The organism is Micromonospora luteifusca, assembly GCF_016907275.1.
Taxonomy (GTDB): Bacteria; Actinomycetota; Actinomycetes; order Mycobacteriales; family Micromonosporaceae; genus Micromonospora; species Micromonospora luteifusca.
In genome coordinates, this window is record NZ_JAFBBP010000001.1 from 4,229,766 (window position 1) to 4,249,588 (window position 19,823).

Annotated in this window: 21 protein-coding genes and 1 tRNA gene; 15 read left to right on the forward strand and 7 right to left on the reverse strand. The window is 71.6% G+C overall.

Annotated features, from left to right (window positions below; all coding sequences use genetic code 11):
• Nucleotides 1-12: 12 nt before the first annotated feature.
• The gene (gene mdlC / locus JOD64_RS19285; RefSeq protein WP_204943492.1) at nucleotides 13-1,608 is read right to left on the reverse strand and encodes a benzoylformate decarboxylase; all 1,596 of its coding nucleotides are present in this window, start codon (nucleotides 1,606-1,608) and stop codon (nucleotides 13-15) included.
• Nucleotides 1,609-1,749: 141 nt separating this feature from the next.
• Nucleotides 1,750-2,550 carry an S-methyl-5'-thioadenosine phosphorylase gene (locus JOD64_RS19290; RefSeq protein WP_204943493.1) on the reverse strand — a complete coding sequence of 267 codons (801 nt, stop codon included), beginning with the start codon at nucleotides 2,548-2,550 and terminating at the stop codon, nucleotides 1,750-1,752.
• A 172-nt stretch (nucleotides 2,551-2,722) separates the two neighbouring features.
• Here JOD64_RS19290 and JOD64_RS19295 point away from each other — a divergent pair, with 172 nt between their 5' ends.
• The gene (locus JOD64_RS19295; RefSeq protein WP_204943494.1) at nucleotides 2,723-3,313 is read left to right on the forward strand and encodes a YqgE/AlgH family protein; all 591 of its coding nucleotides are present in this window, start codon (nucleotides 2,723-2,725) and stop codon (nucleotides 3,311-3,313) included.
• Nucleotides 3,314-3,401: 88 nt separating this feature from the next.
• Nucleotides 3,402-3,474, forward strand: a tRNA-Ala gene (locus JOD64_RS19300).
• Between the two features lie 124 nt (nucleotides 3,475-3,598).
• Here the strand turns inward: JOD64_RS19300 and JOD64_RS19305 are convergent.
• On the reverse strand, nucleotides 3,599-3,721 hold the full coding sequence (locus tag JOD64_RS19305) for a 50S ribosomal protein L36 (protein WP_030490864.1): 123 nt from the start codon (nucleotides 3,719-3,721) through the stop codon (nucleotides 3,599-3,601).
• Nucleotides 3,722-3,844: 123 nt separating this feature from the next.
• Here JOD64_RS19305 and JOD64_RS19310 point away from each other — a divergent pair, with 123 nt between their 5' ends.
• Nucleotides 3,845-4,759 carry a lytic polysaccharide monooxygenase auxiliary activity family 9 protein gene (locus JOD64_RS19310; protein WP_204943495.1) on the forward strand — a complete coding sequence of 305 codons (915 nt, stop codon included), beginning with the start codon at nucleotides 3,845-3,847 and terminating at the stop codon, nucleotides 4,757-4,759.
• A gap of 19 nt (nucleotides 4,760-4,778) precedes the next feature.
• Here JOD64_RS19310 and mgrA read toward each other — a convergent pair whose 3' ends face one another.
• Nucleotides 4,779-5,774 (reverse strand): L-glyceraldehyde 3-phosphate reductase, encoded by a 996-nt coding sequence (gene mgrA / locus JOD64_RS19315; protein WP_204943496.1) that lies wholly within the window; start codon nucleotides 5,772-5,774, stop codon nucleotides 4,779-4,781.
• A 70-nt stretch (nucleotides 5,775-5,844) separates the two neighbouring features.
• Between mgrA and JOD64_RS19320 the strand changes: the two genes are divergently transcribed.
• From JOD64_RS19320 to JOD64_RS19350, 7 genes are read left to right on the forward strand one after another with little or no spacing between them, the layout of a single operon-like run.
• Complete coding sequence (locus tag JOD64_RS19320; protein ID WP_204943497.1) at nucleotides 5,845-6,825, forward strand: aldo/keto reductase; 981 nt, start codon at nucleotides 5,845-5,847, stop codon at nucleotides 6,823-6,825.
• A gap of 5 nt (nucleotides 6,826-6,830) precedes the next feature.
• On the forward strand, nucleotides 6,831-7,328 hold the full coding sequence (locus tag JOD64_RS19325; RefSeq protein WP_307813499.1) for a hemerythrin domain-containing protein: 498 nt from the start codon (nucleotides 6,831-6,833) through the stop codon (nucleotides 7,326-7,328).
• A gap of 55 nt (nucleotides 7,329-7,383) precedes the next feature.
• A complete protein-coding gene (locus JOD64_RS19330) occupies nucleotides 7,384-8,628 on the forward strand; it encodes a sensor histidine kinase (protein ID WP_204943499.1) in 1,245 nt (414 codons plus the stop codon).
• Nucleotides 8,625-9,275, forward strand: a complete 651-nt coding sequence (locus JOD64_RS19335; protein ID WP_204943500.1) for a response regulator transcription factor — start codon at nucleotides 8,625-8,627, stop codon at nucleotides 9,273-9,275. Before JOD64_RS19330 ends, JOD64_RS19335 begins: the two co-directional genes overlap by 4 nt.
• Nucleotides 9,276-9,334: 59 nt before the next feature.
• Nucleotides 9,335-10,795: a magnesium chelatase ATPase subunit I gene (locus JOD64_RS19340; RefSeq protein ID WP_204946144.1), complete on the forward strand. Its 1,461-nt coding sequence runs from the start codon at nucleotides 9,335-9,337 to the stop codon at nucleotides 10,793-10,795.
• Between the two features lie 2 nt (nucleotides 10,796-10,797).
• Nucleotides 10,798-12,750 (forward strand): VWA domain-containing protein, encoded by a 1,953-nt coding sequence (locus JOD64_RS19345; protein WP_204943501.1) that lies wholly within the window; start codon nucleotides 10,798-10,800, stop codon nucleotides 12,748-12,750.
• 29 nt (nucleotides 12,751-12,779) lie between these two features.
• Nucleotides 12,780-13,244: a hypothetical protein gene (locus tag JOD64_RS19350; RefSeq protein WP_204943502.1), complete on the forward strand. Its 465-nt coding sequence runs from the start codon at nucleotides 12,780-12,782 to the stop codon at nucleotides 13,242-13,244.
• A gap of 146 nt (nucleotides 13,245-13,390) precedes the next feature.
• On the opposite strand, the gene JOD64_RS19355 is transcribed toward JOD64_RS19350, so the two are convergent.
• From JOD64_RS19355 to JOD64_RS19365, 3 genes are read right to left on the reverse strand one after another with little or no spacing between them, the layout of a single operon-like run.
• Entirely contained in the window at nucleotides 13,391-14,104 is a 714-nt protein-coding gene (locus tag JOD64_RS19355) for an RICIN domain-containing protein (RefSeq protein WP_204943503.1), read from the reverse strand.
• A gap of 46 nt (nucleotides 14,105-14,150) precedes the next feature.
• Complete coding sequence (locus JOD64_RS19360) at nucleotides 14,151-14,435, reverse strand: DUF427 domain-containing protein (protein ID WP_204943504.1); 285 nt, start codon at nucleotides 14,433-14,435, stop codon at nucleotides 14,151-14,153.
• A gap of 52 nt (nucleotides 14,436-14,487) precedes the next feature.
• Entirely contained in the window at nucleotides 14,488-14,958 is a 471-nt protein-coding gene (locus JOD64_RS19365; protein WP_204943505.1) for an aminoacyl-tRNA deacylase, read from the reverse strand.
• Between the two features lie 93 nt (nucleotides 14,959-15,051).
• On the opposite strand from JOD64_RS19365, the gene JOD64_RS19370 reads away from it, so the two are divergent.
• The 5 genes from JOD64_RS19370 to JOD64_RS19390 all read left to right on the forward strand — a co-directional run bounded on the left by JOD64_RS19370 (nucleotide 15,052) and on the right by JOD64_RS19390 (nucleotide 19,704).
• Complete coding sequence (locus JOD64_RS19370; protein ID WP_204943506.1) at nucleotides 15,052-16,449, forward strand: FAD-binding oxidoreductase; 1,398 nt, start codon at nucleotides 15,052-15,054, stop codon at nucleotides 16,447-16,449.
• Nucleotides 16,446-17,789, forward strand: a complete 1,344-nt coding sequence (locus JOD64_RS19375) for a class I SAM-dependent methyltransferase (protein ID WP_204943507.1) — start codon at nucleotides 16,446-16,448, stop codon at nucleotides 17,787-17,789. The genes JOD64_RS19370 and JOD64_RS19375 overlap by 4 nt, the downstream gene beginning before the upstream one ends.
• Nucleotides 17,790-17,889: 100 nt before the next feature.
• On the forward strand, nucleotides 17,890-18,447 hold the full coding sequence (locus tag JOD64_RS19380) for an ArsR/SmtB family transcription factor (RefSeq protein ID WP_204943508.1): 558 nt from the start codon (nucleotides 17,890-17,892) through the stop codon (nucleotides 18,445-18,447).
• Complete coding sequence (locus JOD64_RS19385; RefSeq protein ID WP_204943509.1) at nucleotides 18,440-19,303, forward strand: SRPBCC family protein; 864 nt, start codon at nucleotides 18,440-18,442, stop codon at nucleotides 19,301-19,303. Before JOD64_RS19380 ends, JOD64_RS19385 begins: the two co-directional genes overlap by 8 nt.
• A gap of 167 nt (nucleotides 19,304-19,470) precedes the next feature.
• Complete coding sequence (locus tag JOD64_RS19390; protein ID WP_204943510.1) at nucleotides 19,471-19,704, forward strand: zinc-ribbon domain-containing protein; 234 nt, start codon at nucleotides 19,471-19,473, stop codon at nucleotides 19,702-19,704.
• Nucleotides 19,705-19,823: the final 119 nt, after the last annotated feature.

The window sequence follows — 19,823 nt, forward strand, 5'->3', positions numbered from 1 at the left end:
GACAGGTCCGGCTCAGAGGATGCTGGGCACGTCGGTGCTGATCGGCACCGGCAACACGGTGGGACGGTCGGCGCGCAGCCCGGTGGCGAGCGCCGCGCCGAGCTGGTCGGGGGTCTGGATCACCTCGGTGGCGCAGCCGTAGCCGGACGCGATCGCGACGATGTCCAACCCCGGCAGGTCCAGTCCGGGCACCCCGGGAGTGTCCTTCAGCTCGGCGAAAGCCTTCAGGATCGCGTACTGCTGGTTGACCGGAACGACGACCACCACCGGCAGGGCGAGGCGCGCGGCGGTCCACAACGCCTGCACCGAGTAGTGGAACGAGCCGTCACCGATGACCGCCACCACCGGACGGCCGCGCCCGGTGTCCCGCTCGGCGAGTGCCACCCCGATCGCGGCTGGCAGGCCGTAGCCGAGGCCGCCGCTGGCCATCGTGAAGTACGACGCCGGGCGGGTGATCCGCAACTGCCGGCGCAGTGCGGACAGATTGGACGGTGACTCCTGCACCAGCACCCCGTCCGCCGGCCAGTGCCCGGCCAGCCCGGCGAACAGCGCGTCCGCGCTCAGCGGAGTGGTGATCTCCGGCGGGGTCGGTGCGTCCCGGGGCACGGGGGGTGGCCGGTCGGCTGGCGGCACGAGGTCGATCAGCGCGGCCAGGGCCAGCCCCGGGTCGCCGAGCAGGCTGTCCCCGACCGGGGCGCGCGCGGCCTCATCGGGGTCGTCCGTGACATGCAGCAGCCGGGCGCCGTCCGGTAGGTGCCCGCCCGGTATGTGCGGGTAGTAGCGGAACACCGGAGCACCGATGACGAGCACCGTGTCGTGCCCGCGCAGCGCCTCGGCGAGCGGGCCGATCGCGTACGGCAGCACACCGCGAAAGTGCGGGTGGTCCTCCGGGAACACGGCGCGTTCGGGTGCGGGGGCCGACCAGACCGGTGCGGCCAGCCGCTCGGCGAACGCGACCGCGGCCGACCAGCTTGCGGAGCGGTCCACTCCCGGCCCGTACACCAGCACCGGGTTGTTGCTGTCGGCCAGGATCCGGGCGAACTCGTCCAGCCGTTGCGGGTCCGGCGCGAACCGGGTGGCAACCGTTCGCGCCGCGGGCAGCGAGTCGGCGGGTTGGGCCCAGTCGTCCATCGGCAGGGAGAGGAAGACCGGCCCGGCCGGTGGCTGCACCGCCGTCGCGTACGCCCGCAGCACCGCTGCGGGGATGTCCTGCGCCCGGGCCGGCTCGTAGGCCCACTTGACGTACGGCTGAGGCAGTTCGGTGGGCCGCCGATTGGTCAGGCGAGGTTCGAGCAGCAGCATCTCCCGGGTCTGCTGGCCGGCGGTGACGATCAACGGGGTCTTGTTGTGCCAGGCGGTGACCAGGTTGCCCATGCCGTTGCCGGCGCCCGGGGCGGTGTGCAGGTTGACGTGGGCGGGTGTTCCGCTGGCCTGGGCGTAGCCGTCGGCCATCGCGACCGCCGTCGCCTCCTGCAGGGCGTGGACGTAATGGAAGTCGGCGGGGAAGTCCCGCAGGAACGGCTCCTCGGTCGAGCCGGGGTTGCCGAAGATGGTGGTCATGCCGAGGGTGCGGAGCACGTCGTACGTCGCGTCCCGGACCGTTGTCATCGCCACCCGCCTCCGTCTCACGGGCAGGGACGATCGTGGTCGCTCTCCCGATCAGCCGAATCTATCGGGATATGACGGACCTTTCGGGTGTTTCCCGTGGGCCCATCCGGCGGAGCGGCCCCGTGCCTGCCCCGTGCCTGCTCAGGGCAACGAGAAGGGCAGGGTGATGCCGTCCAGCGCGTGGCCGCACACGCAGTCCTGCGCGGCGGGCAGCGCCGCCAGCGCGTCCAGCAGGACGCCCCGCAGCCGGTCGGTGTTGGCCGCGAAGACCCGGAACACCTCGTCCTGGGTCACCGACTCACCGGCCTGCACCCCGGCGTCCAGATCGGTGATCAACGCGATCGAGGAGTAGCAGAGGGCCAGCTCCCGAGCGAGCACCGCCTCCGGGTGACCGGTCATGTTGACGACAGTGCCGCCGATCGAGGCGTACCAGCGGGACTCGGCCCGAGTGGAGAACCGCGGGCCCTCGACCACCACCACCGTGCCGCCGTCCACGGCCGTGACGTCCCGGCCAGCGGCGGCGGAGAGCAGGGCCCGCCGGCCGTTCGGGCAGTACGGGTCGGCGAACGGCACGTGCACCGCACCCTGGTCGTAGTAGGTCTGCGCCCGGCCGCTGGTCCGGTCGATCAGCTGGTCCGGCACCACGAACGTGCCCGGTCCCAGCTCCGGGCGGAGCCCACCGACCGCGCACGGTGCCAACACCTGGCGTACGCCGAGGGAGCGCAACGCCCACAGGTTGGCCCGGTAGGGGATCAGGTGTGGTGGATGCCGGTGGTCCCGGCCGTGCCGGGGCAGGAACGCGACTCGCCGCCCAGCCACCTCGGCGATGGTCACCGCGTCCGACGGTGGCCCGTACGGGGTTTCCAGCTCATGAGCGGTGCCGTCGAGGAGGGCGTACAGGCCCGAACCACCGATCACCGCGATGTCCGCCGTGGGTGCCATCAGCCCTCCGTCTTAACTGTCCGATCACCTGCCGGTCAGACCTTAGCCAGCACCCGGGACGCAGGCTATGGTGCCAGGCATGGCGTTGAGAGCACGGCTGATCCTGGTGCACGGGGTGGATCCGGTAGATGACCGGTCCCCGGCGTGGGCTCACGGTTGACGGGTGTGTGGGATGCAGGGAGAGGGTCAGGCGATCGGCGGACGAGCGATGGAGTCGATGACCGGGCGGCTGCTGGTCGCGACTCCGGCGCTCAAGGACCCGAACTTCGACCGTACGGTGGTGCTGCTCGTCGCCCACGAGCCGGGCGGTGCGCTCGGCGTGGTGCTGAACCGGGCCACCGAGGTGCCGGTGGCCGAGGTGCTCGGCGACTGGAGCGACCTGGCCCGCCACCCGGCGGTGCTCTTCGAGGGTGGGCCGGTGCAGCCTGACTCGGCCATCTGCCTGGCCCGGATGCGGCACCCGATGCGCCGGCTGAAGGGCTTCCACCAGGTCTCCGGAGCGGTCGGCACGATCGACCTCTCGGTCGACCCGGAGCGGCTGCGGGAGAGCATCGGGGGGATCCGCGTCTTCGCTGGCTACTCCGGTTGGGGCAGCGGCCAGTTGGAGCAGGAGATCGCCGGCGGCTCCTGGTTCGTGTTGGACGGGCTGCCGGGTGACGCCTTCGTCGACCGGCCCGACGACCTGTGGCCGATGGTGCTGCGCCGGCAGGGCGGGATGATGGCCGCGGTCGCCCACTTCCCGCCGGACGTGGCGCTCAACTGACCCGGATCGGCAGGGGACCCCGCGAGATGACCATGCCGGCCAGTCTGTGTATAGTTTCCCAGTGCCCGGGCGACCGGGACAACAGCAAGGGGCCGTGGCGCAGCTGGTAGCGCACCACACTGGCAGTGTGGGGGTCAGGGGTTCGAGTCCCCTCGGCTCCACCCTTGTGAAACGCAGGTCAGCGGCCCGGTTGATAATCATCAACCGGGCCGCTGTCTGTTGATCGGCCCCGTCGGGAGTGAGCCGGTCAGGGCGTTTGGTGCTGTATGTCTGGTAAGGGCGTGATCAGCCCTGGCGGCTCTTCCACTGCGGGTTCGCGCGGTTCACCACGACCACCCGGCCACGACGGCGGACCACCACCGAACCCGGCTTCTGCTTCAGTGCACGCAACGAGCTACGTACCTTCATGTCTGCCTCCTCGGTTGAGCGGTTCCGAGTATCGAAACGCTCCGGCCACCCGCCGGATTCCCGCCGACCCGCCGTCGAACCTTTGCCGCCCGCCGGCCGTACCAGTGGGCGGAGGTCGTCCTCATGCCCGTACGCCGGTTTCTCGCCACGGTGCTGGTCGCTGCCGCGACCGTGCCCCTGGCCGCCACACCCGCCGCCGCGCACGGCGCCCCGACCGACCCGATCAGCCGGGCGGCGGCCTGCGGTCCCGAGGGCCGGCACGCGTCCACCGCCGCCTGCCGGGCCGCCGTGCAGGCGGGCGCTGCCGTCCGCGAGTGGGACAACGTCCGGGTGGCCGCGATCAACGGCCGGGACCGGGAACGGATCCCGGACGGCGAGCTCTGCAGCGGCGGGCTGTCCGCGTACCGGGGTCTGGACCTGCCCCGGACGGACTGGCCGGCGACCGAGCTGACCGCGGGCGCGAAGTTCACCTTCCGGTACCGGACCACCATCGAGCACCGGGGCACCTTCCGGCTCTACGCCACCAAGCCCGACTACGACCCTCGCGCGCCGTTGACCTGGGCGGACCTGGAATCCCGCCCGTTCTTGACGATGACCGACCCGACGGTGCGGGCCGGGGCGTACCGGTTGCCGGGTCGACTGCCGGCGGGTCGTGCGGGCCGGCACCTCATCTACACGATCTGGCAGAACTCCAACACCCCGGACACCTACTACTCCTGCTCGGACGTGGTGTTCCGCGCGGCACCCGGCACCCCGCAGCCGGCCGGTGCGACGAAGAGCGCGGCGGCTGTTCCGCGTACCGCCGCCAGTGGGCCGGCCGCGACCGACCCGGCGGTGGCGGCGGCGGCCGACCCGGGCGTGCCGGTGGCGTCGGTGACCGACCTCGGCGCCCGGTGGCCGGTGCTGGCCGGCGCCGCCACCGTGCTGGTCCTGGCACTGCTCATCGGCGCGGGGCGGCGGCGCCGCAACGCCGTCGCTCCGGTCGGCCGGCAGTGCGAGGTACGCAACCACCGCGCCGGACGCCGCCGGATCTGGTGACCCGGCGGCCCGACGCCGCTCAGGCCAGGAGGCCGTCGATCTCGGCGAGCTCCTCGGCGGTGAAGTCGAGGTTGTCGAGCGCCGCGATGTTCGTCTCCAACTGCTCGACGCTGCTCGCCCCGATGATCAGGCTGGTCATCCGCGGGTCGCGCAGCGCCCAGGCCAGCGCGAGCTGAGCGAGGGACTGGCCGCGCCGCTCGGCGACCGCGCCGAGCCCTCGGATGGTGGCCATCTTCTCCTCGCTGAGGTCGCTCTCGTTGAGGAAGACGCTGGTGCGCACCCGCGAGTCCGCCGGAATGCCACCCAGGTAGCGGTCGGTAAGCAGGCCCTGGGCCAGCGGGCTGTAGGCGATGCAGCCCGCGCCGATCTGCTCCAGCGTGTCGAGCAGACCGTCGGACTCGGTCCAGCGGTTGAGCATCGAGTACGACGGCTGGTTGATCAGCAGCGGCGTACCCAGCTCGCCCAGGATCGCGGCGGCCCGGGCGCTCTGCTCGGAGTTGTAGTTCGAGATGCCCACGTAGAGCGCCTTGCCGGAGCGGACGATCGCGTCGAGCGCGCCCATCGTCTCCTCCAGCGGAGTGTCCGGGTCGAACCGGTGCGAGTAGAAGACGTCGACGTAGTCGAGCCCCATCCGGCCCAGCGACTGGTCCAGCGACGAGATCAGGTTCTTACGCGAACCCCACTCGCCGTACGGGCCGGGCCACATCAGATAACCGGCCTTGCTGGAGATGATCAGCTCGTCCCGGTACGGCTTCAGGTCGGTGGCGAGCATCCGGCCGAAGTTCTCCTCCGCCGATCCGGGCGGCGGGCCGTAGTTGTTGGCCAGGTCGAAGTGGGTGACGCCCAGGTCGAAGGCGCGTCGGACGATGTCGCGCTGCCGTTCGAACGGGCGGTCCGGGCCGAAGTTGTGCCACAGCCCGAGCGAGACGGCGGGCAGCCGCAGGCCACTGCGTCCGCTGCGCCGGTAGGTCATGGTGTCGTAGCGGTCATCCGCGGCGAGGTAGGTCACGATCATGAGCGTAGCTCCGGGCCGTGGTGCTGGGGATCAGGCGTGTGAACCCGGACAGCGGGGTAGTTTCGACGCTATGCGGTTCATCGCGCTCGACACGCCCAAACCGTTGTCCAAGATCGGGTTGGGCACCTGGCAGTTCGGCTCCCGCGAGTGGGGTTACGGCCCGGACTTCGAGCAGCGGGCGGCGCAGATCGTCCGGCGGGCCGTCGAGTTGGGCGTGACCGTCTTCGACACCGCGGAAATCTACGCCTTCGGGCGCAGCGAACGGATCCTCGGCGCGGCGCTCGGCGACGACCGACCCAAGGTGGTCGTCGCCACCAAGATCCTGCCGGTCCTGCCGGTGGCCGCGGTGGTGCAGCAGCGGGCGGTCGCCTCGGCGGCCCGGCTCGGCGTCACCAACATCGACCTGTACCAGGTGCACCAGGCCAACCCGCTGGTCGCCGACCACACCACCATGCGCGGCATGCGGGCGCTGCAGGACGTGGGGCTGGTCAGCGAGGTCGGGGTGAGCAACTACGGGCTGCGACGCTGGCAGGTCGCCGAGGCGGCACTCGGCCGGCGGGTGCTCAGCAACCAGGTTCGCTACAGCATGGTGGACCGCGCCCCCGAACAGGACCTGCTGCCGTACGCCCGGCAGGCCGGCCGCGTCGTCATCGCGTACAGCCCGTTGGCGCAGGGCTTCCTCTCCGGGCGCTACGACGCGAAGAACCCGCCGACCGGCGCGGTCCGGCGAGCCAACCCGTACTTCCTGCCGGACAATCTGGAACGCGGCGCCAATCTGATCGAGACGCTGCGGCAGGTCGCCGACGCACACGACGCCACCCCCAGCCAGATCGCACTCGCCCACCTGCTGCGCCACCCGAACGTGCTGGCCATCCCCGGCGCGTCCGGGGTGGAGCAGATGGAACGCAACGCCGCCGCCGCGGACATCGACCTCGCCGACGACGAGTACGCGGCGCTGGTCGAGGCCGCCAAACGCTTCCGCCCGGTCACCGGACTCGCCGCGATGCCTCGAATGCTGCGTGCCCGGTTCGCCGGCCCGACGGGAAAGTGAGCACAGTGGACGACATCACCGCACTGATCCTGGACGACCACACCGCCTTCCGGCGTGGCTTCGCCCGCCTCGACGACGCCCGCGACGAGCAGGAGCTGCTCGCCATCTGGGACGCTCTCGCCCTGCACCTGGACATCCACGCCGAGGCGGAGGAGGCGATCCTCTACCCGCACCTGGTGAAGCACGGCGACGACGGCGAGGACGAGACCGCCGACGCGATCGGCGACCACAACAAGATCCGGGACGCCATCGCCGAGGCGAAGTTGCACCCGGTCGGTTCGGAGCAGTGGTGGGCGGCGGTCGGCACGGCCCGTCGGGAGAACAGCGAACACCTGGCCGAGGAGGAGGACGAGGCGCTGCCGGACTTCCGCCGGCACGCCAGCACCGAACTCCGCGCCGAACTCGGCCGACGCTGGCTGACGTTCTACGGCGAGCACAAGAACGGCCGCAACCTTCCGTTCCGCGACAAGGACCCGCAGCAGTACGTCGCCGACCACCGCTGAGATCTCCCCGGCACGGGGGAGTCGTCCAGGCCCCTTCCGGCAGCAGAATGGCGGGGTGACCTTCCGAGCGGTGCTGGCCCCGCTGGTTGCCGGCACGACGTGGCGGCGCGGCGTGTTCCTGCTGCTGGGCGGAGTGCTGGCGCTGCCGTACGGGTTGCTCGCGGTGACCTTCGCCCAACTGCTCGGCGACTCGGAGATCCCCCGCTCACTGGCGTACGCGCTGCTGGTGATCGCGGGGCTGATCGCCGTGGTGCCGCTGCTGCTGGACGGCAGCCGGGCCCTGGAGATCGCCGCCGTGCGGGGGTTGCTCGGCGTCGACCTGCCCGAGCCGGCACTCGGGCATCGCGGTGACCGGGAAACCCGGCTGCGCAGCGCACTGTGGATCGCCACGCACCTCATCGTCGGCGCCCTGGTGATGATCGCGCTGTTCAGCGCCCTGCCGATGGCGCTGGCCTTCATCGGCCAGCAGTTCGGCATCGGCGCCGAGCTGACCAGCCGGGAGCAGTTCGGGCCGCTCGACGGGCAAGACAGCGGCTGGCTGACCCTGACCGGGGTGGCTCTGCTGGTCGGCCTCGGCTACGCCGTCGCGGGGCTCGGCGCGCTCGCCGTTTCCATGGCGCCGGTGCTGCTCGGCCCGGCTCAGGCGGAGCGGATCGCCACGCTGGAGGCGCAGGCCACCCGACTCGCCGAACGCAACCGACTGGCCCGGGAGCTGCACGACTCGGTCGGCCACGCGCTGACCGTGGCCACCCTTCAGGCCGGGGCCGCCCGCGAGGTCCTCGACACCGACCCGGAGTTCGTCCGACGGGCGCTCACCGCCATCGAGGAGACCGGACGGACCGCAATGGACGAGCTGGACCACGTGCTCGGGCTGCTCCGGGAGACCGGCAGCCCCCGGCCAGCCGTGGCGCCGCAGCGTACCCTCGCCGACCTGGACCGGCTCGTCACCGACGCCCGCGCGGCCGGGCTGACGGTGCACGCGCAACGCGCCGGCGACCCGGCGCGGGTGCCCGCCGTGGTCTCCCGGGAGGGCTACCGGATCGTCCAGGAAGGCCTGACGAACGCCGCCCGGTACGGCCACGGACCGGTCACGCTGCGCCTGGAGCTGCATCCCGACGCGATGGAGCTGGAGCTGGTCAACGTGGTGGGTCGTCCGGATCGCGCCGACCTCGGCCGGGGCGGTCGGGGCCTGGACGGCATGCGGGAGCGGGTTCTGCTGCTCGGCGGCCGACTCACCGTGGGGCCGGACGGCGACCGATGGCTGATCCGGGCCCGCCTGCCGTACGAGGAGACGACATGACCACGGGCGTGCTGATCGTCGACGACGACGAGCTGATCCGGATCGGGCTGCGCGCCATCATCGACGCCCAACCCGACCTGCGGGTGCTCGCCGAGGCCGCCGACGGCGCCGAGGTGCCGCCGCTGGTCGCCCGGCATCGGCCGGACGTGGTGCTGATGGACGTGCGAATGCCCGGCATCGACGGCATTCAGGCCACCCGGCACCTGCTGGCCACCTCCGCGACCCCACCCCGGGTGCTGGTGGTCACCACGTTCGCCAACGACGAGTACGTCTACGAAGCGCTCCGCGCCGGAGCCTCCGGTTTCCTGCTCAAACGGGCCCGGCCCGCCGAGGTGGTGGAGGCCGTCCGAGTGGTCGCGGCGGGGGAGTCGCTGCTCTTCCCGGCCGCGATCCGCCAACTCGTCGGGGCGTACGGGCCGGCCGGGGGTGACCGGCTCTGCGCGGCCCGGCTCACCGAACGGGAGGCCGAGGTCCTGCGGTTGATGACCACCGGGCGGTCCAACCCGGAGATCGCCGCCCACCTGGTGGTCGGGGTGGAGACCGTCAAGACGCACGTCGGCAACGTGCTGGCCAAGCTGGGCGTCCGCGACCGTACCCAGGCGGTCATCGCCGCCTACGAGTCCGGGTTCGTCACCCCGTCTGGCTGAGCGGTCCCCTTTCCTATCGTTTTCCGTTGTTTGGGGACCTCTCTCGTACGTGAGCTAGCCTGGTTCGGGTGACTGCGCCTACCCCGGTAATCCCGGTTCCACCGGCCGACCTGCCCAGCACGCTCGGCGCGCTTCGGGCGGCCGGTCACCAGTACCGCACCGTCAAGCAGGAACTCCGCGACAACCTCCTGGCCCGGATGCGCTCCGGTTCGGCCCGTTTCCCCGGCATCGTCGGCTACGACGACAGCGTGTTGCCCGAGGTCGAGCGGGCACTGCTCGCCGGGCACGACATGGTGCTGCTCGGTGAGCGCGGCCAGGGCAAGACCCGGCTCATCCGCTCGCTCGGCGCACTGCTCGACGAGTGGACCCCGGTCATCCCCGGCTCGGTGCTCAACGAGCACCCCATGCACCCGCTCACCCCCGCGTCCCGCGCCCAGGTCGCCGAGGCCGGCGATGACCAGCCGGTCGGCTGGCTGCACCGCTCGATGCGCTACGGCGAGAAGTTGGCGACCCCGGACACCAGCGTCGGCGATCTGATCGGTGACGTCGACCCGATCCGGATCGCCCAGGGCCGCACCCTCGGCGACCCGGAAACCATCCACTTCGGGTTGGTGCCTCGGACCAACCGGGGCATCTTCGCCGTGAACGAGCTGCCCGACCTGGCCGAGCGGATCCAGGTGGCCCTGCTCAACGTGCTGGAGGAACGGGACATCCAGGTCCGCGGCTACCAGCTGCGGCTTCCGCTGGACCTGCTCCTGGTGGCCAGCGCCAACCCGGAGGACTACACCAACCGGGGCCGGATCATCACCCCACTCAAGGACCGGTTCGGCGCGGAGATCCGTACCCACTACCCGGTCGACCTGGAGTTGGAGCTGGCGCTGATCCGGCAGGAGGCCGATCTGGTCGCCGAGGTGCCGGAGCACGTGCTGGAGGTTCTGGCCCGGTTCGCCCGCGCGGTGCGGGAGTCGCCGTCGGTGGATCCGCGCTCCGGCGTCTCCGCCCGGTTCGCCATCGCCGCCGCGGAGACGGTCGCTGGCGCCGCGCTGCGCCGCTCCGGCCTGCTCGCCGCTTCCGGGACCCCGGAGGGACGCCCCGAGGCCGCGGTGGCGCGGGTCGGGGACGCCGTGTCGGTGACCAGCACCCTGCGCGGCAAGGTGGAGTTCGAGAGCGGCGAGGAGGGACGGGAGATCGAGGTCCTTGCCCACCTGCTGCGCACCGCGACCGCCGAGACGTTCCGGGCACGCCTGGCCGGGCTGGACCTGTCCGGGTTCACCGCCCTCGTCGAGGAGGGCGCGGCGATCGAGACCGGCGAGCTGGTCGGCGCCGCCGAGTTGCTGCGCCAGGTGGGCACCGTGCCCGGATTGGCGAAGGTCCTCGATCGGCTCGGTCTGGGTGACGCGCCCACCCCGGAGGAGGCAGCGGCCGCCGTCGAGTTCGTGCTGGAGGGGTTGCACCTGACCCGAAGGCTCGGCAAGGACGTCACCGACTCGGGGCGCACCGTCTACGGCGGTCGGGGCTGACCGTGGCCGGCAACAGGTTCCGGTACGGGCAGTGGCGTGGCGGGCCCGACCCGCTGGCACCCCCGTACGACGTGCGCGAGGCGGTGGACGCGGTCGGCGCCGAGGTGCTGGCCGGCGGCAGCCTGCGGGAGGCACTACGCGACCTGCTGCGCCGTGGGCCGCAGGGGCGGGGTGGGTTGGACGACCTGGCCGCCCGGGCTCGGCGGCTGCGCCGGGAGGCGCTTCGTCGCGGTGACCTGGACGGCGCGGTGACCAGGGCCCAGGCCCTGCTCGACCAGGCTCTCGCCGCCGAGCGGGACGAGCTGCGGGGCCGCGATGGCGACGACGCGCGGTTCGCCGAGTCGGTGCTGGACAGCCTGCCCCGCTCGACCGCGCGGGCGGTGGAGGAGCTGTCCGGCTACCAGTGGGCCAGCGCGGACGCCCGCCGGTCGTACCAGCAGATCCTCGACCAACTCCGCGACGACGTGCTCGGTCAGCGGTTCGCCGGGCTGCGCGATGCGGTGCGTGCGTCCGCCGACCCGGCCGCTCAGCAGCGGCTGGCCGAGATGATGAGCGACCTGAACGAGCTGCTGGCCCGGCACGGCCGTGCCGAGGACACCACCGACGCGTTCGCCGAATTCATGCGCCGGCACGGCGATTTCTTCCCGGAGCGGCCGGAGACCGTCGACGAGCTGATCGACGTGCTGGCCCGCCGGTCGGCGGCCGGGGAGCGGCTGATGAACTCGCTCTCCGAGCGGCAGCGCGCCGAGCTGGCCGGTCTGATGCAGCAGTCGCTTGGCGACCGCCTCGCGGGGGAGCTGTCCGCTCTCGACGCCAACCTGCGGGCACTCCGCCCGGATCTGCGCTGGGGGCGCGGCGAGCGGGTCCGGGGCGAGCAGCCGCTGGACTACGCCGATGCGGCCGGTGCCCTGGGTGAGATCGGCGAGCTGGACGACCTGCTGGACCAGCTCGACCAGGAACACCCGGGGGCCACGCTGGACGACGTGGACGTCGACGCGGTGGCCCGCACGCTGGGCCGGGACGCGGCCGATGACGTTCGCCGGCTGCGTGATCTGGAGCGGGAGCTACGCCGGCAGGGTTGGGTCAGTCGGGACGCGGAAGGGCTCACGCTGAGCCCGAAGGCGTTGCGCCGCCTCGGCGGGACCGCGCTGCGACGGGTCTTCGCCGAGCTGACCGCCGGCCCGCGCGGCCAGCACGACCTGCGCTCGGCGGGCGCCGCAGGCGAGGTCAGCGGTGCGTCCAGACCCTGGGAGTACGGCGACGAGCAGCCGTTGGACGTGGTCCGAACGTTGACCAGGGCGGTCAGCCGTGCCGGGCCGACGGTCCCGGTGCAGCTCGCGGTGGACGACTTCGAGGTGGTGGAGACCGAGAAGCGGGCCTCGGCCGCGGTGGTGCTCTGCGTCGACCTGTCGTACTCGATGATCTCCCAGGGTCGTTGGGGGCCGATGAAGCAGACCGCCCTGGCGCTGGCGCACCTGATGGAGACGCGTTTCCCGCAGGACGCCCTGCAGATCGTGGGCTTCGGCCGGGAGGCGATGACGCTCACCCAGCAGGAGCTGGCGGCCACGGAACCGGACCTGGAACAGGGCACCAACCTGCAGCACGCGCTGCGGTTGGCGGGTCGACACCTGCGCCGGCACCCGGACGCCGAACCGATCGTGTTGGTGGTCACCGACGGGGAGCCGACCGCCCACCTGGACCCGGACGACGGGGAGGCGCTGTTTCACTGGCCGCCGCTGCCGGAGACGATCGAGGCGACGGTTCGTGAGGTGGACCGGCTGAGCCGATACGGGGCCACGATCAACCTGTTCATGCTCGGCGACGACCCGGGCCTGCGGCGCTTCGTCGACGCCGTGGCGCGCCGCAGCCGAGGCCGCATGTTCACACCCGACACCGACGACCTCGGCGAGTACGTGGTCAGCGACTACCTCCGCTCCCGTCAATCCCGCCGCTAATCCGCCGCGCGCGCGGTTGACTGGGAGGTGTGGAGAGCGAGGGATTGCGGCGGGCGTACGGCGTGCTGCTCGCGGAGGTCGACGCGGGCGGGTTCGGTCCGGCTCCGGAGGGGCAGCTCAGTGCCGAGCAGGTCGTCGCGCATCTGGTCGCCAACGACGAGCTGATGATCCAGGCCACCGAGGCGCTGCTGGCCGGTTCGCCGTTCGCCTACTACGAGCTGGAGGAGGACATGCACCGCCCGCAGCTCGACGCGCTGGCCGCCGAGCAGGGCGGTCTGCGTGGCCTGACCGCTCTGCTGCACGGGACCAGCGACCGTCTGTGCGGGCTGGTCGACCAGCTCGGCCTGGCTGCCGAGACCCCGGTCGAGACCCACCTGCGTGAGGGTTTCGACCTCATCGTCGACGAGCCGCTGCCCTGGTCACGCACGCTCGACCTGCACACCCGGGTCCACCTGCCCAAGCACCAGGCGCAGCTCCGTCTCCTCCGCTCCTGAGCCGGGTGGATCGTGCGGCGCCCGCCCCGGCCCGCCCTCAGAACGGCCGCTGGGGTGATGATCGACTCCAGGTCGGCGACATGGGGGTATCCGGCGAGCGGGATACCCCCATGTCGGCGATGTCGTGTCGATCATGAGGCCGCCGGTCAGCCCAGGGTCCACTGCTGGGCTGTCCGGCCGTCGCAGGGGCGCTGTCGGATGTCGTCGCCGGCCTCGACGCCCTCGTCGTCGGCTTGGACGCACTTGCCGCTGTGCACCGCTACCAGCAGTAGTGGGCCGCTACCGGTGGGGCTCAGCCGCCACTGCTGGTTGGCCTCGCCGTGGCAGGGAAACTGCATCAGCCGCGTGCCGTCGTCTTTACTGCCACCCTCGACGTCGAGGCACTGCCCGTACGCGGCGTTGGTCAACGACAGCACGCCCGCGCCGGCCGGGTTGACCACCCACTGCTGCTCCGGGGCGCCGTTGCACACCGCCAACTCGGCCTCGGCCTTCTCTCCGTCGCCGTCGAGCCCCAGACAGAGGCCTGAGGCGGCGCGCAGCACCCGGGGCCCGGTGGGCGGGGCGGCCGGCGTGCTGGCCGACGGGGTCGGGGACGGCTCGGCCGGTGTGGTCGGGCTCGTCTCGCCGGCCGGATCGCTGGGCTGAGCCGCGGTGGACGGCGTACCGACCGACGCCGGCACGGCCGGCTCGTCGTCACCGTCGAGCAGACCGGTGGCGAAGACGACCCCCAGGAGTACGCCGACGACCCCGACCGCCACCGCGACCCGCAGCAGCGGATCGGCCAGCGGCCCAGGGCGGCGTGCCGGCCGGCCGCCGTAGACGGTGCCGGCGGGGTCGGGGCGTTCCTCGGGCGGGGACATACGCGCCATCCTCACCCACGACGTCGCGCCGGAGCCAGCCCAGCGGTCAGTCGACGACCCGGACGTCCTTCCAGAACGCCACCCGGTCGCGCACCATCTCGGCGTCCGGCTTGGGCTCCGGGTAGTACCAGACGGCGTCCTCGCTGGTGCTGCCCTCGTGCGTGAGGGTGTAGTACGAGGCGGTGCCCTTCCACGGGCAGACGGTGTGGGTTGTGGACTCCTGGATCAGGTCGTCGCGCAGCGCCGACCGGGGGAAGTAGTGGTTGCCCTCCACCAGCACGGTGTCGTTGCTGTCGGCGATGACCAGGTCTTTCCAGACGGCTTTCGGCATGGAACCAAGACTAGGCCGGGCCACCGACGTTGGCAGTGGTTGGTGCTGCCGCTCAGCGGGTGGGCTGCGGGTCGGTGACGTCGGCCACGGTGGCGTCGAGGGCGGCGATCGCGGCGTCGGCGTCGACCGCGATGGCGAGGCCGCGTTCGCCGGCACCCAGGGTGATCTCCCGGCCGCGCAGTCGCTCGTCGGCGATCACCGGCCAGGCCGTGCTCGCGCCGAACGGGGTGATGGTGCCGCGTTCGTAGCCGGTGGCGGCCAGGGCACCCGCTGCGTCCGGCATGGAGAGTCGGTGCACGCCGAGCAGGGTGCGCAGCTTGGGCCAGGAGATGACCCGGTCGCCGGGGGTGAGCACGAACAGGTGATCTTCCGCACCCCGGCGGACCACGATCGTCTTGACCACGTCGGGGACGGCCACGCCCCGGGTCGCGGCGGCCTCCGCGAGGCTGTCGACCGCACCATGGCTGACCAGGCGATACGGCAACTGGGCGGCGTCCAGGGCGATGATCGCGGGCGATGGCATGCCCGTCACGGTAGCCGCCACGCCTGCCGCCGGACGGGAAACTGCCACCGTCGACATCCCACGGTTTCCTGAGTACGCGCGTAAGGTGATCACATGCGCGCTGAGCGTGTGGATCACCCCATTGACCATGATCAAGCGGTGGACACGCTGCGACGGTCGTACGCCGCGGTGCCCACGGGCGAGCCTGTCCGGCTGGCCAAACGCACTTCCAACCTGTTCCGCCCCCGGTCCGCTCCCCGGACTCCGGGGCTCGACGTGAGTGGCCTGAACGGCGTGCTCTCGGTCGACCCGACCGGGCGCACCGCCGACGTGCAGGGCATGTGCACCTACGAGGACCTGGTCGACGCGACGCTGCCGCACGGGCTGATGCCGCTGGTGGTGCCGCAGCTACGCACCATCACCCTGGGTGGCGCGGTCACCGGCCTCGGGATCGAGTCGACCTCGTTCCGCAACGGCCTGCCCCACGAGTCGGTGCGGGAGATGGACATCCTCACCGGCTCGGGCGAGATCGTCACCGCCCGCCCCGACGGCGACCACGCCGACCTGTTCGCCGCGTTCCCCAACTCGCTGGGCAGCCTCGGTTACGCCACCCGGTTACGCATCGAGCTGCAACCGGTCGGCCGGTACGTGGCGCTGCGCAACGTCCGGTTCACCCGACTGGAGGCGCTCACCGACGCGATCGCCGAGGTCACCGCCACCCGGTCCTGGGCCGGCGAGCCGGTCGACGCGATGGACGGGGTGATGTTCAGCCCCGGCGAGGCGTACCTGGTGTTCGCCACGTTCACCGACGCCGCCGACCCGCCCAGCGACTACACCGGTCAGGGGATCTACTACCGGTCGCTGCGCCGGCGCACCCGGGACGTGCTCACCGCGTACGACTATCTCTGGCGCTGGGACACCGACTGGTTCTGGTGCTCGGCGGCGTTCGGCGCGCAGCACCCGGTCGTGCGCAGGCTCTGGCCGGCGCGTTACCGGCGCAGCGACTTCTACCACCGCCTGGTTCGGCTGGAGCATCGGCACCAGGTCGCGGCCCGGATCGACCGGCTGCGTGGGCAGCCGGCCCGGGAGCGGGTCGTGCAGGACGTCGAGATCCCGCTGGACCAGACGGCCGACTTCCTGCGCTGGTTCGCCGGCGCGGTGGGGATGAACCCGGTGTGGCTGTGTCCGTTGCGCCTGCGTGAGCCGGCGGGTGCCGGTTCGGCGCGCTCTTGGCCGCTGTATCCACTCCGGCCGGGGCAGGACTACGTCAACATTGGGTTCTGGGGGAGCGTGCCGATCGCGCCGGGCGCCGCCGACGGCGACGTCAACCGCACGATCGAACGCAGGGTGTCGGAGTCGGGCGGGCACAAGTCGCTCTACTCCGACGCGTACTACGACCGGGACGCCTTCGATCGCCTGTACGGCGGCGACACGTGGCGGGCGGTGAAAGACCGCTACGACCCGGACCACCGGCTGACGGGACTGTACGAAAAGGCGGTAGCACGAGCATGAGCCTGACCGACAGAGATCAGGGGGCGGCGAGCGTCCCCGCCACCCCTCCGGCGGGGGGTCGGCCCACGGGTCCGACCGTGGCGGACGTCGTCCGCGCGGTCACCGCGGGGCCGTTGCCGGTGCGGATCACCGGGTACGACGGCAGCGCCGTTGGCCCGTCCGACGCCGGCATCACCCTCGCGATCCGTTCCGAGCGGGGGCTGTCGTACCTGCTCACCGCCCCCGGCGACCTGGGCATGGCCCGGGCCTACGTCAGTGGCGACCTGGCGTTGCAGGGGGTGCACCCGGGCGACCCGTATGAGGCGTTGCGAGTGCTCAAGGACGAGTTGCGGTTGCGTCCACCGTCGTTGACCGAGGGGCTGGCGCTGGTCCGCGGGCTGGGCTGGGAGCGGCTGATGCCGCCGCCGGCACCTCCGCAGGAGGCGCAGCCGCGGTGGAAGCGGGTGATGAACGGGCTGCGGCACTCGAGGGTCCGCGACAGCACGGCGATCTCGCACCACTACGACGTCTCGAATGCCTTCTACGAGAAGGTGCTCGGCCCGTCGATGACGTACACCTGCGCGGTTTTCCGGTCTCCGGACGACACGTTGGAGCAGGCCCAGGCCGCGAAGTACGACCTGGTCGCCGGCAAGTTGGCGCTCAAGAAGGGGATGCGGCTGCTGGATGTGGGCTGCGGCTGGGGTGGCATGGTCCGGCACGCGGCCCGCGAGTACGGCGTGAAGGCCCTCGGGGTGACCCTGTCGAAGGCGCAGGCCGAGTGGGCGCAGGCGGCGATCGAGCGGGAGGGGCTGACCGGGCTCGCCGAGGTGCGGCACATGGACTACCGGGACGCGCCGGCGGAGCAGTTCGACGCCATCTCCTCGATCGGCTTGACCGAGCACATCGGGGTGCGCAACTACCCGACCTATTTCGGGGCGCTGCGGCACCGGCTGCGCGCGGGGGGTCGGCTGCTCAACCACTGCATCACCCGCGCGGACAATCGGGCGCCGCACCGCTCCGGCGCGTTCATCGACCGGTACGTCTTCCCGGACGGGGAGTTGGCCGGCCCGGGCCGGCTGATCAGCGAGATCCACGATGCCGGGCTGGAGGTGCATCACGAGGAGAACCTGCGCCAGCACTACGCGCTGACGCTGGCCGCCTGGTGTCGCAACCTGGTCGAGCACTGGGACTTCTGCGTGTCCGAGGTGGGCGCGGGCACCGCCCGGGTGTGGGGGTTGTACATGGCCGGGTCGCGGATGGCGTTCGAGCGCAACGGCATCCAGCTGCACCAGGTGCTGGCCACGCACAACGGCCCGGACGGTGTGAACGGCTACCCGCTGCGACCGGACTGGTTGCCCTGATCACCTGCTGACCGCTGCCTGAAGCCGCGCCGAGAAAGTCGGCGCGGCTTCTCGCGAACCGATTGACAAACAAATTTTGTACGTACAAACTGATTTTGCCATGAGAGACGTCCTGTACCTGGAGCAGATCGAGCAGGCCGAAGTCCTGCTCAAGCCGCATCGCGTCGAGGTGCTGCGGCAACTGGCCGAGCCGCGCACCTGCACCGAGGTCGCGGCCCGACTCGACCAGACGCCACAGCGCGTCTATTACCACGTCAAGCAGCTCGTCGCGGCCGGCCTCGTCGAGCTGGTCAACGAGCGCAAGGTCCGCGGCATCACCGAGGGCATCTACCAGGCGGCCGCCCGGTCGTACTGGCTGTCCCCCCGGCTCGTCGGCCGGATCGGGCTGCGCCGGGCCCGTGACGAGCTGAGCCTGGGCTACCTGCTCGACCTGATGGAAGAGGTCCAGGCCGACGTCGCCGCCCTGGACCGGACTGCACCCGAGCTGCCCTCCGTCGGGGTCTCCGGCGAGATCCGGGTGCCGGCAGAGCTTCGACCGCAGTTTCTGCACGACCTGCAAACCGCACTTCAGGACCTGTTCACCCGTTATGGCGGCAGTGAAGGAGATGCCTTCAAGCTTGCCGTCGCCTGCTATCCGAAAGGGAAAGACCATGAGTGAACCGTTGAAGGTGCAGGCCCGTCTCTCCGCGCCCGTCGGGCGCGTCCGCAAGGCCCTGACCGACCCGACCGAGCTGCGTCTCTGGCTGGCCGAGCACGCCGAGGTCGAGCTGCCCCAGCGGTACGAGTTCTGGGGCCGTTACACGCCCGAGGGTGACGCCCCGCACCAGCGGCTGCTGCACTCCGACGACGACACGCTGCGCTTCGGCTGGGTGCTCGACGGGGTGGAGACCACCACCGAGTTCCAGCTCACCGCCGAGGGCACGGACAGCACCGTGCTGACGCTGACCCAGAGCCACTTCGACTTCGCCGAGGCGATGAGCGGCTCCAGCATCCGGGGCGTGCTCCAGACGTACTGGGCGCTCGCCGTCGCCAACCTGGCCGCCCACCTGGAGGGGCGGTCGGTGCTGCCCCGCACCGACTTCACCTCCGCCGACCTGCGCGGTGAGCTGGTCATCGCCGCCCCGGCCGACAAGGTGTGGGAGTCGCTGACCGACTCGGACCAGGCCAGTGCCTGGTTCGGCTTCCCGATCGGCATCGAGCCCTGGGTCGGCGGCCGGTACGCCATGGGTGGCTTCGACGCCGGCTACGCCGCCAAGGTGGTCGACCTGGAGCCGGGCCGGAAGATGTCCGTCGACTGGGGCCCGGTCGGCGTCACCAACTGGGAGCTGGCCGAGTCCGGTGGCCGGACCACGCTGACGTTCGTGCAGAGCGGCTTCGACGAGGCCAACCCGCCGTACGCGGCCTGGAGCGGGTCGGTTGCCGGTCTGGCCGAGCTGCGCCGCTTCCACGAGATGCCGGACTGGCAGCCGATCTGGCTTCCCGCCGAGGTCCCCGGCCTGGAGCCCGCCAACTGACGGTCTCGCCGTGATCGTGCTCGATCAAGGATGTAGTGGCCTCACTCGCGCTCCGAGGGCACTATCTCCTGGATCGAGCACGATCCTGAGCCGGCCGGCGAGGCGGCTGTCCCGATTCGCTGGCCGGGGTCGGTGACTTTTCGGGGTGGAATGGGTACTGGCGTGCGATGTTCTTCATCTTTGGTCTGCGTACCAAGGTCGACCGGTCCGGTGTCGTGCAGCAGGTCTGCCGACACTGCGGCAACCACGCCGCGCAGGTGATCACCCGCCGATCGACGAAATTCACCCTCTTCTTCATACCCCTCATCCCGATCCGCACCCGGTACGTGCAGCAGTGCACGTTCTGCGGGGCGCAGTACGAGATCTCCAGGTCCGACGCCGAGCGCCTCCCGGTCGGCTGAGCCGCAGATGTCCCGCTTCCTCTGCTGGCTGATCCGTCGACCACCGCCGTCCTGCGGCCCTCCGGTGCACACCGCCCCACGCCCGCCCTGCACCCCTGGCCGGCGGAAACCCCGTCGTG